At 71.3% G+C, this 13,919-nt stretch carries 17 protein-coding genes and 1 riboswitch; of the genes, 3 read left to right on the top strand and 14 right to left on the bottom strand.

Going from position 1 to position 13,919, the window contains the following annotated elements; translation table 11 throughout:
- Positions 1-31 precede the first annotated feature (31 nt).
- From AB7E03_RS02660 to AB7E03_RS02630, 7 genes are all read right to left on the bottom strand, one after another.
- Positions 32-310, bottom strand: coding sequence for a hypothetical protein (locus tag AB7E03_RS02660; RefSeq protein WP_489939063.1), 279 nt, complete (start codon positions 308-310; stop codon positions 32-34).
- A complete protein-coding gene (locus AB7E03_RS02655; protein WP_489939061.1) occupies positions 307-969 on the bottom strand; it encodes a nucleoside/nucleotide kinase family protein in 663 nt (220 codons plus the stop codon). Before AB7E03_RS02655 ends, AB7E03_RS02660 begins: the two co-directional genes overlap by 4 nt.
- On the bottom strand, positions 953-1,732 hold the full coding sequence (locus tag AB7E03_RS02650) for an energy-coupling factor transporter transmembrane component T family protein (protein WP_489939059.1): 780 nt from the start codon (positions 1,730-1,732) through the stop codon (positions 953-955). Before AB7E03_RS02650 ends, AB7E03_RS02655 begins: the two co-directional genes overlap by 17 nt.
- Entirely contained in the window at positions 1,729-3,237 is a 1,509-nt protein-coding gene (locus tag AB7E03_RS02645) for an ABC transporter ATP-binding protein (RefSeq protein ID WP_489939057.1), read from the bottom strand. The genes AB7E03_RS02650 and AB7E03_RS02645 overlap by 4 nt, the downstream gene beginning before the upstream one ends.
- A gap of 5 nt (positions 3,238-3,242) precedes the next feature.
- Positions 3,243-3,866: an ECF transporter S component gene (locus AB7E03_RS02640; protein WP_489939055.1), complete on the bottom strand. Its 624-nt coding sequence runs from the start codon at positions 3,864-3,866 to the stop codon at positions 3,243-3,245.
- Between the two features lie 33 nt (positions 3,867-3,899).
- A riboswitch (TPP riboswitch) is annotated at positions 3,900-4,010 on the bottom strand.
- A 25-nt stretch (positions 4,011-4,035) separates the two neighbouring features.
- Positions 4,036-4,368: a spore germination protein GerW family protein gene (locus AB7E03_RS02635; RefSeq protein WP_441782459.1), complete on the bottom strand. Its 333-nt coding sequence runs from the start codon at positions 4,366-4,368 to the stop codon at positions 4,036-4,038.
- A gap of 43 nt (positions 4,369-4,411) precedes the next feature.
- A complete protein-coding gene (locus AB7E03_RS02630) occupies positions 4,412-5,686 on the bottom strand; it encodes a DNA polymerase IV (RefSeq protein ID WP_489939052.1) in 1,275 nt (424 codons plus the stop codon).
- Positions 5,687-5,836: 150 nt separating this feature from the next.
- On the opposite strand from AB7E03_RS02630, the gene AB7E03_RS02625 reads away from it, so the two are divergent.
- The gene (locus tag AB7E03_RS02625; RefSeq protein WP_489939051.1) at positions 5,837-6,841 is read left to right on the top strand and encodes an aldo/keto reductase family protein; all 1,005 of its coding nucleotides are present in this window, start codon (positions 5,837-5,839) and stop codon (positions 6,839-6,841) included.
- A gap of 142 nt (positions 6,842-6,983) precedes the next feature.
- On the opposite strand, the gene AB7E03_RS02620 is transcribed toward AB7E03_RS02625, so the two are convergent.
- From AB7E03_RS02620 to AB7E03_RS02605, 4 genes are all read right to left on the bottom strand, one after another.
- Positions 6,984-7,679 carry a hypothetical protein gene (locus tag AB7E03_RS02620; protein WP_489939050.1) on the bottom strand — a complete coding sequence of 232 codons (696 nt, stop codon included), beginning with the start codon at positions 7,677-7,679 and terminating at the stop codon, positions 6,984-6,986.
- Between the two features lie 81 nt (positions 7,680-7,760).
- On the bottom strand, positions 7,761-8,084 hold the full coding sequence (locus AB7E03_RS02615; protein ID WP_489939049.1) for a hypothetical protein: 324 nt from the start codon (positions 8,082-8,084) through the stop codon (positions 7,761-7,763).
- 35 nt (positions 8,085-8,119) lie between these two features.
- The gene (locus tag AB7E03_RS02610; RefSeq protein ID WP_489942847.1) at positions 8,120-8,893 is read right to left on the bottom strand and encodes a YidC/Oxa1 family membrane protein insertase; all 774 of its coding nucleotides are present in this window, start codon (positions 8,891-8,893) and stop codon (positions 8,120-8,122) included.
- 87 nt (positions 8,894-8,980) lie between these two features.
- Positions 8,981-9,295: a DUF6412 domain-containing protein gene (locus tag AB7E03_RS02605; protein WP_441782464.1), complete on the bottom strand. Its 315-nt coding sequence runs from the start codon at positions 9,293-9,295 to the stop codon at positions 8,981-8,983.
- A gap of 97 nt (positions 9,296-9,392) precedes the next feature.
- Here AB7E03_RS02605 and AB7E03_RS02600 point away from each other — a divergent pair, with 97 nt between their 5' ends.
- Together AB7E03_RS02600 and AB7E03_RS02595 are read left to right on the top strand one after the other, a co-directional pair.
- Positions 9,393-10,055 (top strand): SDR family oxidoreductase, encoded by a 663-nt coding sequence (locus AB7E03_RS02600; protein ID WP_489939047.1) that lies wholly within the window; start codon positions 9,393-9,395, stop codon positions 10,053-10,055.
- Positions 10,056-10,065: 10 nt separating this feature from the next.
- Entirely contained in the window at positions 10,066-11,796 is a 1,731-nt protein-coding gene (locus tag AB7E03_RS02595) for a long-chain-fatty-acid--CoA ligase (RefSeq protein WP_489939045.1), read from the top strand.
- 17 nt (positions 11,797-11,813) lie between these two features.
- Here AB7E03_RS02595 and AB7E03_RS02590 read toward each other — a convergent pair whose 3' ends face one another.
- From AB7E03_RS02590 to AB7E03_RS02580, 3 genes are read right to left on the bottom strand one after another with little or no spacing between them, the layout of a single operon-like run.
- The gene (locus AB7E03_RS02590; RefSeq protein WP_489939043.1) at positions 11,814-12,344 is read right to left on the bottom strand and encodes a PaaI family thioesterase; all 531 of its coding nucleotides are present in this window, start codon (positions 12,342-12,344) and stop codon (positions 11,814-11,816) included.
- 26 nt (positions 12,345-12,370) lie between these two features.
- The gene (locus tag AB7E03_RS02585) at positions 12,371-13,288 is read right to left on the bottom strand and encodes an oxygenase MpaB family protein (RefSeq protein WP_489939041.1); all 918 of its coding nucleotides are present in this window, start codon (positions 13,286-13,288) and stop codon (positions 12,371-12,373) included.
- A 10-nt stretch (positions 13,289-13,298) separates the two neighbouring features.
- Entirely contained in the window at positions 13,299-13,856 is a 558-nt protein-coding gene (locus tag AB7E03_RS02580) for a YbaK/EbsC family protein (RefSeq protein ID WP_489939039.1), read from the bottom strand.
- Positions 13,857-13,919 lie beyond the last annotated feature (63 nt).

Raw genomic sequence — 13,919 nt, 5'->3', positions numbered from 1 at the left:
GCCGAGGTTCGCACCGCGCCCCACGGAGCGCTCAGGCGCCGTAGCCGAAGATCGACTCGTCCTCCTGGTCGGACTCCACCGGGTCGGAGTCCGGCGCGTCGAAGCGGTAGGACGCCAGGCGCTGCCCTTCCACATCGCGCTCCTCGGCCAGGATGTACCAGAACGTCGATTCGAGGCCCTCGACAGCGGCGATCACGCCGATGCGCTCATCCACTTTGCCGTCCACCAGGAAACGGCGGTCGGTCTGGCCGGCCAGCGGCCCGTCCGTGTACTCGACGGTGTATTCGGGGTCCTGTCGTGCTTCGGTCATGACTCCACCGTAGTCCCCGTTGGGGCGTCGGTCGCGCCGCTCGTCAGATCGAGCGCGGACACGTCGAGGACCAGGTCAGCCTGCTCGACCGGATGCTCGCGAGCGACGAATCGCTCGAACTCGGCCTGCCAGCGGTCCCACTGGAGCGCGAACGTCTCTCCGTCGCGAGCGAGTGCGCGATTCTTCCGCAGGATGTCGTCGGCCTCCAGCCACACGGTCAGGTCGGCGTTCGCAGCGTTCGTACGGGACAGCGTGCCGCATCCCTCCACGATCAGTGGCTCACGGCCGGTGACGACGACGCGGCCGGCCGGTCGGCCGGCCGCCCAGTCCCAGCGCTCCCAACTCCCGATTCCGGATGCGCGCAGCGGCTCGAGCAGGTCGCGGCCGAGCGCGACGCTACCGGCGTCGAGGCCGTCCCATCCGGGATACAGGTCGTCCATCCTGACCAGCCGCGGCCGGCCTGCAGCGGGCCATTTGGCGAGCAGGCGGTCGGCGAGCGAGCTCTTGCCCGCGCCGCTCGGACCGTCGATCAGGATCACCGGGGTGCGATCGAGCGCGCGTGCGGTGTCAACGGCCGCGGTCACGGCGGTATCCAGCGCATCCAGCCCAGCCAGCGCATCCGGCTCGTTCAGCTCGCACACCTCAGGACAGCGGCGCATTCCAGCTCCCCGTCGCCACAGCCGCACCGATCGCGGCCGCCGCGACCAGCACCGCCACCACCAGCGTCACCCAGTCCCTCGGCCGGAAGACGGACGGACGAGCCCAGGTGCGGACCCCGGGGGCGCCGAAACCTCGGGCCTCCATCGCCGTCGCCAGCTTCGTGCCGCGGCGAAGCGACAGCACGAACAGGGCGAACGACTGTCCCAGGAACCGCCGCACTGCGCCCGACTCGGCGACCCCGCGCGCGCGCCGGGCGAGCGTGAGCGCGCGCCAGTCCTCGGCGAACAGGCCCACGAGGCGGAGGCCGGCGAGGCCACCTATGACGAACCGTGCCGGGAGGCGCAGCAACTGCGCCAACCCGTCGGCCAGGTCGGTCGGGTCGATGGTCACGAACAGGAGCACCGCGGGCAGGCCGATGGCGAGCACGCGGAGCGTCGTCGCGACCCCCAACGCCAGAGATCCGTCGCTGATCTCGACGGCCCACCACTGCACGTACACGGTGCCGGAGCTCTGGCCGTACAGGACGGTGGTGAGCCCGGCGAGCGGGGCGGCGATCCACACCGGAGCCGTGCGGGCCAGGATGACGCGGAGCGGCAGCCGTGCGAACGCGAGCAGCACCAGTTCCAGCGCCAACGCGACACCGGCCGAGACGGGATCGATCGACAGCAGCAGCGCGACGGTCACGATCATCGCGGCGCCGAGCTTCGCGACGGGGTTCAGCGTGGCGAGCGGACCGGTCCGCACGGGCTGGACGAGCGTCATGCGTCCACCTCCGCCGCGTCCAGCCGGAGCTCTGCGGCCCCCACCGCCCGGACGAACTCGGCATCGTGCGTCGCCGCCACGACCGCGTGACCCTCCTGCCGGAGCGACGCGATCATCCGCACCAGGCCGTCCCAGGTGCGGGCATCCTGTCCGAAGGTCGGTTCGTCCAGCACCAGGACGCGCGGCCGGGTGGCGAGGGCGGTACCGACGGAGAGCCGTCGTTTCTGGCCGCCCGAGAGGGTGAACGGGTTCGCCTCAGCGAACCGGGCAAGCGTCAGACGATCGAGCAGCTCCTCCACCCGCTCCTGAACCTGGTCCTCGGGTAGACGCAGGGCGCGCGGCCCGGCGGCGAGCTCTTCACGGACGGTGGAGGCGATGAACTGGTGCTCCGGATTCTGGAAGACGCTGCCGATGCGGGTCAGCAGCTCGCGCGAGCGCCAGGCCGCAGGATCGGGCGACGCACCGTCGGCGAGCATCGGCTCGGCCGTGAGACGGCCGCCGAGCGCGGGAAGCAGGCCGCCGAGCGTCAGCGCGAGCGTCGACTTCCCGGCACCATTGCGGCCGGTGAGCGCGAGCGCCGCGCCCTCCAACACCTCCACGTCGACGGGCAGGCCGACAGGCGTCCCGGCGACCGTCCGGTCGCGGCGCCGACGACGAGTGACCGCGGGGCCGCGCCCGAACACGAGCGAGCGGCCGGTCAACAGCGGCTCCCCCTCGCGCACGACGGGTGCCTCCGGAACGGCGGTGTCCGGCAGCCACACGCCGGCGCGCCGAAGCTCGCCGGCGTGGTCGGCCAGGACCGCATCCGGCGCACCGTCGGCCAGCACGCCGCCGTCGGCGCCGAGAACGACCACCCGGGTCACGAGGTCGCGCCAGACCGAGACGCGGTGCTCGACCACCACGAGGGTGGCGCCTGACGCGTCGAGCGCCCCGCGCACCGCATCCCGAACCTCCAGCACCCGCTCCGGGTCGAGGTTCGCCGTCGGCTCGTCGAGCAGCAGCAGGCCTGGCCGCATGGCGAGGATCCCCGCCAGGGCGAGCCGCTGCTTCTGTCCGCCGGAGAGCTGTGCGGTCGAGCGGTCGAGCGGGACGTCGAGTCCCACCGCCGTCAACGCCGCCCGCACCCGGTGCCAGATCTCCGCCCGCGGCACACCGAGGTTCTCGCAGCCGAAGGCCACGTCGTCGCCGACGCGGGCCAGGATGACCTGGGCGTCCGGATCCTGCAGCAGCAGCCCTGTACTCCCCCGCGCCTCGGCCGGCGGACGCCCCGCGACGGTGAGCGACCCCTCCGCGTCGCCGTCGTCCTCGCCGCCGAGCACGCCGGCCAGGCCGGCCAGCAGTGTGCTCTTGCCCGCGCCAGAGGCGCCGAGCAGCAGCACACGCTCCCCCGGCTCGATGCGCAGATCGACGCCCCGTGCCGCCCACGCGCTGCGGCCGGAGTAACGCCAGCCCCAGCCGTCCACGCGCACGGCGGCAGCGGCAGGCACCGGAAGTCCGAGCGACACGGTCGTCAGACCCGCGAGGCCCTCTGCGCCTCGCGGCCCGCTGCGAATCGGCTCAGCGCTCCGGTCCGCGCCAGTGCGCGCACCAGCAGCCAGGAGCCGAGGCCCGCCACGACGGCGCCCGACACGGTCGTCGTGATGGCGTAGGTGATGGCGAACTCCGGCTTCGAACCGGGGTACCAGTAGAGGAGGTCGAGGATGGACTCTGCCAGCCCGGCGCCCGCACCAGCGAGGATCGCAGGCACGAGCCGCCAGTTCGCGTACAAGAACAGGGCGAAGACGATCTCCGCCCCCAGCCCCTGCACGACACCGGAGAGCAGCGTGGCGAAGCCCCACTGCGTCCCGATCAGAGCGGAGACGATCGCGGCGACGAGCTCTCCGAACAGGGCAGCACCGGGCTTGCGCACGATGAGCGCGACGAGCACCCCCGCGAACAACCACGGACCGTTCAGGATGCCCTGGAAGCCCGGCAGAAGCGCCCCGACCGGGCCGGAGATCGGGTTCTGGACGACACCCCAGACCCAGAAGACGACGCCGGACGCGACGGCGACGACACTGGCGACGACGATGTCGACGACCCGCCAGCGGAGGACGCGCGTACGCGCGCCCGTGGAGAGAAGAGTTGCATGCACTGGACGTGCCCTTTCATTCTGCGAAACAGGGCACGGGATGTGAGAAGGCCTCCCTGCGCTGGCATGACCCAGATCAGGTTCGACGGTCGAGACTTGGAGAAGTCTCCTCTCAGCCCGGCTCACCGGACTCCCGTGTTCGCCTCCAGTGTAGTCCGGAGCGGCGGCGGCGCTACTTCTTCAGCGCGCGGATCACGCGGGCCCAGGCATGGCCCGCGACCCAGACGAAGGGGATGCCGACCGCGAGCAGCGTGATCAGGTTCGGCCGGAACCGCACGCCCGTCTCGTCCGAGATGTAGGCGCCGAACGGAACCGCCCAGCCACCGCCGCCTCCGCCGCCGGGCGCGTCCTCGCCGCCCTCGCCGACAGAGCCCGCGCCGAAGCCGAACTGCACCGCGGCCACCGGTACGACCGTGGTGCCGTCCACGACGACGGGCTCGCCGTAGACCGACTTGATGCCGGAGCCGCTGAGGGTCTCCGCGAGCTTGAGCGAGATGTTCGTCATGCAAGCCACCGTAGCGCGCGGTTCTCGGCCTGACCAGGCTCGATCAATCGCTCACGTACTTCGGGTTGCGTCCGTCCTGCTCCTCCTCGTCGGCGTCGCGCGAGCGCCGGACCAGTGAGGCCGGCCCGATCATGCCGCGGCCGAAGCGCGCGCTCACCGCGTCCAGGGTGCGCTCGGTCTCGCGCCACTCCTCGTCCGGGTCCCACAGCGCCAGCGCATCGCCGCCCGCGTCCAGCAGCTGCTCGGCACGAACGCCGATGAGCCGGATGGGCGTCTGCCGCACGTCGAGGCCCAGCGCGCCGAACACATCCCACGCCTCCTCGAAGAGCCGCCTGCCGACGTTGGTCGGCTCGGCCAGCGTCCGCGACCGCGTGATGGTGCGGAAGTCGGAGAAGCGCACCTTGATCGACACCGTCCGCGCGACCATCGCGTGCTTCCGGAGCCGCTCCCCGACACGTCCGGAGAGCCGGAGGAGCTCGCGGCGGAGTGTGTCCGGATCGCCGACGTCGGTGCCGAAGGTGTTCTCGTGCCCGATGCTCTTCTCGCGCGACTCGGTGACGATGCGACGCGCATCCCGCCCGTTGGCCAGCTCGTGCAGCTTGCGGCCGCTCGCGTCGCCGACGGCCTTCTGCAGGACGTGGAGCGGGGCGTCGGCCAGGTCGGCGACGGTGAGCAGGCCCATCCGCTCGAGCGCCGCCTGCGTGCTCGCGCCGACCCCCCAGAGGGCGCCGACCGGCAGCGGGCGGAGGAACGCGAGCGTCTCCGACCGCGGGATCACCAGCAAGCCGTCCGGCTTCGCACGGCCGGAGGCGAGCTTGGCCATGAACTTCGTCGCCGCCGCCCCCACCGAGCAGGTCAGGCCGGTCTCCTCCTGCACGCGCGAGCGGATCAGCTCGGCGATCCGGCGCGGCGAGCCGAGCAGCCGGCGGGCGCCCCGCACGTCGAGGAACGCCTCGTCGATGCTCAGCGGCTCCACCAGCGGGGTGACCTCGCGGAAGATGTCCATCACCTTCGCGGAGTACTCGGTGTAGCGCTCGTAGTGCGGCGGAAGGATGATCGCGTTCGGGCACAACCGGAGTGCCTGCGACATCGGCATCGCGCTGCGGACGCCGTACCGGCGCGCCTCGTACGTGGCGCTCGTCACCACACCGCGGCCGCCCGCGTGCCCGACGATGGCCGGCTTCCCGCGGGCATCCGGCCGCTCCAGCAGCTCGACGGAGGCGAAGAACGCATCCATGTCGACGTGCAGGATGCCCGCCTCCGAGTCGTCGACATCGGATGCGCTGACCTGCCGCTCGCTGCCATCCGCTCGTCCCACCCCTCCAGCTTCTCACCTACTCCCGACACCGGCCGCTCCTGTGCGGTGAGGTGCTCGTAGATGCTGCCGACACGCCGGGCGTAGGCACAACAACGAGCACCTCGGCGGATGGCGGGCGAACGGCGGGCCGGACGGGGATACGTTGGAGCCATGGAATTCAGGTACCTCGGCAACAGCGGACTCAAGATCTCCGAGATCATCTACGGCAACTGGCTCACCCACGGCTCCCAGGTCGAGAACGACATCGCCACGAAGAGCGTGCATGCCGCCCTCGACGCGGGCATCACCACCTTCGACACTGCGGACGCCTACGCGAACACGGCAGCAGAGCAGGTCCTCGGCGATGCGCTCAAGGGTCAGCGCCGCCAGTCGCTCGAGATCTTCACGAAGGTGTATTGGCCGACCGGCCCCAAGGGCCACAACGACACCGGCCTCTCGCGCAAGCACATCCTCGAGTCCATCGACGGCTCGCTGCAGCGTCTCGGCACCGACTACGTCGACCTCTACCAGGCGCACCGCTACGACAGCGAGACGCCGCTCGAGGAGACCATGCAGGCCTTCGCGGACGTGGTCCGGCAGGGCAAAGCGCTCTATATCGGCGTCAGCGAGTGGACGGCCGACCAGCTGCGGGCGGGACACGCGCTCGCCACGGAGCTCGGCATCCAGCTCATCTCGAACCAGCCGCAGTACTCGATGCTGTGGCGGGTCATCGAAAAGCAGGTCATCCCGACCTCGGGCGAGCTCGGGATCTCGCAGATCGTCTGGTCGCCAGTTGCCCAGGGCGTGCTGACCGGCAAGTACAAGCCGGGTCAGCAGGCGCCAGAGGGCAGCCGCGCGGCCGACGACAAGGGCGGGGCGGACGCCATCCGCAGCTTCATGCGGGAGGACGTGCTCACCGCCGTCCAGGGGCTGCAGCCGATCGCGGACGAGCTCGGCATCACCATGGCGCAGCTCGCCGTGGCGTGGGTGCTGCAGAACCAGAACGTGTCTGGCGCGATCGTGGGCGCGTCGCGCCCGGAGCAGGTGCGCTCGAACGCCGCCGCGGCGGGCGTCAAGCTCACCGGCGACGTGATGGCGCGCATCGACGAGGCCGTCGGGGATGTGGCGCAGACCGACCCGGCGCTCACCACATCCCCCTCCAAGCGCCCCGCGTGACGCGCTAGACGCGCTCGGGTCGCCTTCGGCGCCCGTGAGTGGTGAGTCGTTGTCGTAATCCTCGTCGAGTGGTGACATATTGTCGCCACTCGACGAGGGCTCGAGCGGGACGCGCGAGTGCGGGATGCGCGCGGGGCGCGCGTCAGACGAGGGCCGCGACGAGCGGGCGGAGCCAGTCGCGGAACGCGGCGGAGTCGTCGCGCAGGGTCGCACTGATCGCCACCGTGTGCGGTCCGACGATCCACGCGCCCTTCTCGGCCAGCGGCAGCACGTCGATGTCGAGCCGGAAGTATCCGGCCTGCCGCCGCAGCTCGTGCTCGCGCTCTCGCACTACGTCGACGATGTCGGCGGCGCGGCGGGCGTGGGAGTCCGTCGTGGCGGCGATGTAGTCCGCGTGGCGTTCGGCCGTCCAGCCGGCGGCCGCGTCGTAGTGGGCGATGACCGCATCCTGCAGTTCGATCGCCCGGTCGAAGGCCTCGAAGTGCGGCGGTCGCAGCAGCGGGGCGTTCTGCCTCCTGTGGCGATCGGCCGCGACATCGAACCACGCCTGCCACTGGCGCGCCAGCGCGTCCTTCCGGCCGTCGTCGGCGCCCTCGCCGCGCTCACGGGGGTGGGCCGGCCGCGAGCCGCCGAGCTGGGCCGGGCGCATCCGCATCGATCCCCCGGACGGCTCGGCGGGGTGTGTCTGGAACGCCGGGGAGACCGCCGGTTCGAGCGGCGGCAGGATCGGCTGCACCCGTCCGCTCAAGCCTGCGAGGTCGCGGACGGCGAGGGCCATCAGCAGGTCCCACGGGCAGTCTTCCGTGACCTGCCATCGAAGGGTGCCCTCGACGAACATGCCGTCATTGTAGGTTCGCGCGCCGTGCGGAGGTAGTGGGTGCCGAACCGGTTCAGTCGGGTATGGCTCGTCGGCACCTCGTCAGCCGGGGAACGGCTCCTCGGCGACCAGCAGCGACGCCGGCACGATCGCGGTCTCGTACGGCCCGCGACCGTCGCGACGGTACTGCGGCTCCGAGAAGGCGACGGTCCACGTCGTCAGACCGTCGGCGGGACCGTAGACGTTCCGCAGGCTACGGTCGCCCGGGGCGATGATCACGCCCGTCGGCTCGTCGACCCAGTCGTCGCTTCCGACGGGGATGCGCTCCCGCACGTACACCTGCACGCCGACGCCCAGCCCGGGCCCGCTGCGCCGGGTCGCGTCCGCGTCGTCTGCCGGCCGATCCTGCTGCGTGCGTCTCCACATGCCTCTCATCGTGCCATTCCCACGTGTGGATGCGCTCAGTGCGAGGTGGTGGGCCGCGCGCTCTCCCCCGTGCCGCGCGCCGGATCGAGCAGCCGGCGGAGCGTCCAGCGCTCGGCGACGGTCCACGCGGTCGAGGTGAGGATGTAGACGGCAGCCGCAAGCGGGACGAATGCAGCGAACACAACCGTCACGTATGGCAGGAACGATAGCGCCCGCAGCATCCCGGCCGGCGTCGAGGCGCCCTCCGGCTGCGGCAGCGTCAGCACGCGACGGGACACGGTCGTCACCACGGCGATCAGCGCGAGTACGCCCAGGTAGACGAGCATCGCGGGCCAGACGCCGGCCCCGGCGCCGGTCAGGCCGACGAAGCTGGTGCCGAGCGGCGCTCCGAACGCGTGCTCCGTGAGCAGCGTGTTGGCGTGCCCGGCGATAGTCGGATGCGTGAACACCGCGTAGAGGAGCGTGATGACGGGAATCTGCGCGAGCAGCGGCAGCATCCCGGCGAAGGGCGAGACCTGCTCGCTCTGATACAGCTCCATCGTCTTGCGGGCGAGCGTTTCGCGGTCGCCCGCGTGGCGGCGCTGCAGCTCGGCGAGCTGCGGCGCGATCCGGCGGCGGTGGAACTCGGCCCGAACCTGGCTGACGCCGACCGGGATGAGCAGGATGCGGACGAGCATCGTCAGGACGACGACGGCTACGAGTCCCGCTGCTGTGCCGGCGAACGGCTCGACGGCAGTGGAGAGGGCGGTGACGAGGCCGTAGGCGCCGTCGAGGATGGCCGCGATGGGCGGCCAGGAGAAGAAGTCCATGAGTGAGTGATTCCCTGCGATGAGGACGAGTGAGGACACGTCTGGTCGCGAGGGGCGTCGCCCGCCAAGGCGGGATGCGACGCGCGGCTACGCGACCGGCAGGGGGGCGCCGGGCGCCCTGGGTCGCGGACGACCGTCCGCATCTGGGTCGGACTGGCTCTCGGCGAGCCACCCGGCGACCGGTTCGATCGGCCGCGACCACACCGAGCGGAGGCGGAGCGACGCCGCGAGCGCCGCCACCGACCGCAGCGCAGCAGCCGCCACTACGGCGACGAGACCCAGCGCGCCGGCCACGCCGGCGAGGGCGACGACACCGGCGGGGCTGCCGCCGTGCGCTCCGAGCCCGGGCATGCCGAGCGCCGACGCGAGGGCGCGTCCGAGGAGCTCGAGCAGGGCGGTCATGGTCACGACCGTAACAGAACGTGCCGCGGCAGCCCAGAGCGTTCGCGCGAGGCGGACGCGTGTCGCACGTCCCGCCCCTCGGTGGAAGGATGGGGATATGACTCGAGTCGCGATCATCGGTGCCCAGGGAAAAGTCGCCCAGCAGCTGATGCGGGTGCTCTACGACCGCGGTGACGAGTTCGTCGGTGTGGTCCGCAACGAGGAGCACGCCGACGATGTCTACCGCCTGGGCGGAGAGGGCGCCCTCGTCGACATCGAGAAGGCCGAGGCATCGGAACTCGCCGCGGCGATCTCGGGCTGCGACGCCGTGGTGTTCACCGCCGGCGCAGGCGCGGGCTCGGGTATCGAGCGCAAGCGGACCGTCGACTACGGCGGCTCTGTCAAGGCTCAGGAGGCGGCCGCGCAGGCCGGCATCCGCCGTTTCGTGCAGGTCTCCGCCTGGGGCGTGGATGCGCCGGTCGATGACGCGGACCCGGTGTGGAAGGCGTACGTCGAGGCCAAGCGGGACGCCGACGTGGCGCTGCGCGAATCCACCCTCGACTGGACCATTCTGCGACCGGGCGGCCTCACCACAGAGGAGGGCACCGGCCGGGTGACCCTCGGCGAGAGCGTTCCGCGCGGCAGCATCGCGCGAGAGGACGTCGCGACCCTGATCGCCGTCGCGCTCGCAGAGCCGGGGAGCATCGGCAAGCAGTGGGAGGTCATCGGCGGCGACACCCCCATCGAGGAGGCCGTGCGGGCGCTGTCCGCGCCCGCGTAGGCTTGCGCCCGTGACAACGGACAGCGCCACGAGCGACAGCCACGAGCACCCTCCCTACGACGCGAAGCCCTGGGTGGCCCACTACGCGCCCGACGTGCCCGCTGAGGTGGAGGTGCCCGACGGCTCCCTCGCCCACTTGATCGACGAATCGGTGACGACCTACGGCCGTCATGTCGCGCTGGAGTTCTTCGGTGCCACGACGACCTATGCCGAGCTGGGCGACCAGATCGTCCGGGCGGCCGAGGGGCTCCGCAAGCTGGGCGTGAAGAAGGGCGACCGGGTCGCTCTGGTGCTGCCGAACTGCCCGCAGCACGTCGCTGCGTTCTACGCGGTACTGCGCCTGGGCGCGGTCGTGGTCGAGCACAACCCGCTCTACACCCCGCGCGAGCTCCGCCATCAGTTCGAGGACCACGGCGCCGCTGTCGCGATCGTCTGGGACAAGGTCGCTGCCACGGTCCAGGCCCTTCCGGCCGACCTCGGCGTCACCACCGTCATCTCCGTCGACCTGACGCGGGCGATGCCCGCGTCCAAGCGCTTCGCCCTGCGCCTGCCGGTGCGCGCCGCCCGCACGGCGCGCGAGCAGCTGACCGCGAAGGTCTCCGGCACGATCAGCTGGGATTCGCTGGTCGCCTCCCGCCGGCTGAAAGCCTCGTACCCGCGGCCGGAGCGCGACGACCTAGCGCTCATCCAGTACACCTCCGGCACCACCGCGCTGCCGAAGGGCGCGATGCTCAGCCACGGCAACCTGACCGTCAACGCCGCGCAGGCCCGCGCCTGGGTGCCCACGATCGAACGCGGAAGCTCGGTCGTCTACGCGGTCCTCCCCCTCTTCCACGCGTATGGGCTCACGCTCTGCCTGACCTTCGCGATGAGCATGGGCGCGCGACTCGTCCTCTTCCCGAAATTCGACCCGGAACTCGTGCTCGACGTGATGAAGAACCGGCCGGCCACCTTCCTCCCGGCCGTCCCGCCGATCTACGAGCGCCTGGTGCAGGCGGCCCAGGAGCGGAAGGTGTCGCTCTCCGGCATCCAGATCGCGATCTCCGGTGCGATGAGCCTCCCGCAGGGCATCGTCGACCTCTGGGAGGACAAGACCGGCGGATACCTGGTCGAAGGCTACGGCCTGTCCGAGTGCTCGCCGGTGCTCATGGCCAACCCCGTCGGCGCGACCCGCCGGCCCGGCACCGTCGGTCTCCCCCTGCCGAGCACCGAGCTGCGGGTCGCCGACCCGGAGGACCCGTCGTTCGACCGCCCCTTCGGCGAGGAGGGCGAGCTGCTCGCCCGCGGGCCGCAGGTGTTCTCGGGATACTGGCGCAAGCCCGACGAGTCGGCGAAGGTCTTCTCCGACGACGGCTGGTTCCGCACCGGCGACATCGTGACGATGGATGAGGACGGCTTCGTCCGCATCGTCGACCGCATCAAGGAGCTCATCGTCACCGGCGGGTTCAACGTGTCGCCGAGCGAGGTCGAGGACGCGCTTCGCTCGTACCCCGGCGTCGCCGATGTCGCGGTGGTCGGGCTTCCGCACCGACGCGGCGGCGAGGAGGTGGTCGCCGCCGTCGTGATGGAGGCGGGCGCATCCTTCGACGAAGAGGCGATCCGCGCGTTCGGCCGGGACTGCCTCACGCCGTACAAGGTGCCCAAGCACGTCTACCAGCTGGACGAGCTGCCGCGGTCGATCGTCGGCAAGGTCATCCGGCGGAAAGTCCGGGAGAAGCTGCTCGCGGACCTGGGGAAGTAGCCTCCACGCGAAACCGGTCAGGCGATCGGGAAGACCAGGAGCGATCCGGTCGCGGTGGCGACCGTTTTCCCCGATCCGTCCGTGATGACTCCGTCGGCGAAAGCGACCCGGTTGCCGGGCTTGCTGACCGTCGCGGTGCAGGTCAGGGCACCCGTGTGCGCGAAGACCGGCCGAAGATAGTTCACCTTGATCTCGATGGACGTGTAGCCCTGCCCCTGCGGCAGCGTGGTCTGGACGGCGCAGCCGAGCGCCGAGTCGAGGGCCGTGCACAGGTAGCCGCCGTGCACCGAACCGATCGGGTTGTAGTGCGACTCGTCGGGCTCGCAGACGAAGGTCGCGGTGCCGAGGTCGGCAGAGACGAGCGTCATCCGCATCAGGGCCGTGATCGGAGGCGGCGGGAGTTCGCCGCGGAGCATCGTGCGGAGGTACTCCAGGCCGGTCATCGTCGGCATGAGGGCCACGCCAGGCGCCGGGTCCTCCCAGGTGACGGTCCGGATGCGTTCGGTGGTGTGCTGGTCCGTGCGGGCGTCATCCATGCCGTCATCCATGCCGTCATCCTCGCACGCGGCGCGGTTCAGGCGGAGGCGAGCCTGTCGAGCCGACGACGCGCGGCCAGCTCCGCCTGCGGCTCCGGGCCGAGCAGTGTCCGCGCACCGCTGAGCACCGCCGCTGTGGCGCCGTGGAGGGGCAGCATCCGCTCCGCCGGTCCTGGCGGTAGCCCGAGCAGCGCCCGGTGGCGCGGTTCCAGCGTCGACACGGCTGCGCGGAAGACGATCCGGTACGACGGCCGCAGCATCCTGCGCAGCGGAGCGCGGCGGATGAACCGCACGATCTCCTCCACCTCCGGGCCTCCGCGCAGTTCGCCCGCATCGGTGACCGCATCGATCTCGGCCCGGAGCGCCGCCGCGGTGCGCGGCGGGCTCGGGACACCCATCAGCTCTGCGGCTATCGCCCACTCGTCGACGTACCCGTCCGACCCACCGGGGATGACGCCGCCCCACTGCTCATGGGCGGTGAGGAAGGCGTCGGTGAACGCGAGGTGCACCCAGCGCGCCAGCTCCGGATCGTTGGCGGAGTAGGGCCGCTCCACACCGTGGCCATCGACGAAGGTTCCCTGCACCCGGCGGTGCAGGGAACGCACCATCTCCGACCCGGCGACGGCCTGATCGCGGCTGCCGAAGGTCACCGTGTGGATCCACTGGATGGTGCCGGCCAAGCGGCCCAGCGGGTCCTCGCGGTATCGGGAGAAGTCGCGCACCCCGGCGAGTGCCCCCGGGTGCAGCGCCTGCAGCAGCAGAGCGCGGACCCCCGCGACGAGCGTCGGCATGCCACCGTGCACCGCCCACGCGGCGCTGTCCGGCCCGAAGAAACCTTCGTCCTCGCCGAATTCGAGGCGCAGGATCCAGGCGGGGACCTCGTCGGACCGGCCGGCGAGGGTCTCGATCAGGCGGGTGCGAACCGGCGCGAGGATGCGGTCAGCCGTTCCGGTCATGACGACACGCTCACGACGCCGGTGCCTCCAGCCCTAAGCCCTCGATGACCTGGGCGTTCGGCAGCTCGCCGAGCAGCCGGCCGGGCAGGAGGATCTTGGAGCGACGCACGCCGGAGCCGATGATCACGACGCCGGCATCCAGCACCCGTGTGTCGACCAGCACCGGCCAACCATCGGGCAGGCCGATCGGCGTGATCCCGCCGTACTCCATGCCGGTCAGCTCGACGGCGCGGTCCATCGGCAGGAACGACGCTTTGCGCACATCCAGCAGGCGCTTGACGGTGCTGTTGACGTCCGCGCGGGTCGTCGAGAGCACGACGCAGGCGGCGATCCGCTCGACACCCTCCCGCTTGCCCGCGACGACCACGCAGTTAGCGAGGTTCGACGCATCCAGCCCGAACTCGTCACGGGTGGCCGCGGTGTCGGAGATGTCGGGGTCGATCTCCACCGCGCCGACCTCATCCAGCCAGCCGAGCGCATCCAGCGCCGCCAGGGTGGGCGGCGCGAGCAGCTCGGTGTGCGACGAAGCGGGAGCGGTGGTCAGGCCACCGAGAGTGAAGACGCCCATGCGACTACTCTGCACGCGTCGGCTGGGAGTCAGCAAATGCGAGAGCTCCTGAGCTTTTCGATC

The sequence above is a fragment of the Leifsonia sp. RCC_180 genome, assembly GCF_058138205.1.
The sequence above is the reverse complement of the archived record's forward strand: the minus strand, read 5'-3'. Positions and strand labels throughout refer to the sequence as shown.

Coding starts and splice junctions, on each gene's coding strand:
- AB7E03_RS02660 (WP_489939063.1), bottom strand. CDS start 310: ATGACCGAAGCACGACAGGACCCCGAATACACCGTCGAGTACACGGAC.
- AB7E03_RS02655 (WP_489939061.1), bottom strand. CDS start 969: ATGCGCCGCTGTCCTGAGGTGTGCGAGCTGAACGAGCCGGATGCGCTG.
- AB7E03_RS02650 (WP_489939059.1), bottom strand. CDS start 1,732: ATGACGCTCGTCCAGCCCGTGCGGACCGGTCCGCTCGCCACGCTGAAC.
- AB7E03_RS02635 (WP_441782459.1), bottom strand. CDS start 4,368: ATGACGAACATCTCGCTCAAGCTCGCGGAGACCCTCAGCGGCTCCGGC.
- AB7E03_RS02625 (WP_489939051.1), top strand. CDS start 5,837: ATGGAATTCAGGTACCTCGGCAACAGCGGACTCAAGATCTCCGAGATC.
- AB7E03_RS02620 (WP_489939050.1), bottom strand. CDS start 7,679: ATGTTCGTCGAGGGCACCCTTCGATGGCAGGTCACGGAAGACTGCCCG.
- AB7E03_RS02615 (WP_489939049.1), bottom strand. CDS start 8,084: ATGTGGAGACGCACGCAGCAGGATCGGCCGGCAGACGACGCGGACGCG.
- AB7E03_RS02610 (WP_489942847.1), bottom strand. CDS start 8,893: ATGGACTTCTTCTCCTGGCCGCCCATCGCGGCCATCCTCGACGGCGCC.
- AB7E03_RS02605 (WP_441782464.1), bottom strand. CDS start 9,295: ATGACCGCCCTGCTCGAGCTCCTCGGACGCGCCCTCGCGTCGGCGCTC.
- AB7E03_RS02600 (WP_489939047.1), top strand. CDS start 9,393: ATGACTCGAGTCGCGATCATCGGTGCCCAGGGAAAAGTCGCCCAGCAG.
- AB7E03_RS02590 (WP_489939043.1), bottom strand. CDS start 12,344: ATGGATGACGGCATGGATGACGCCCGCACGGACCAGCACACCACCGAA.
- AB7E03_RS02585 (WP_489939041.1), bottom strand. CDS start 13,288: ATGACCGGAACGGCTGACCGCATCCTCGCGCCGGTTCGCACCCGCCTG.
- AB7E03_RS02580 (WP_489939039.1), bottom strand. CDS start 13,856: ATGGGCGTCTTCACTCTCGGTGGCCTGACCACCGCTCCCGCTTCGTCG.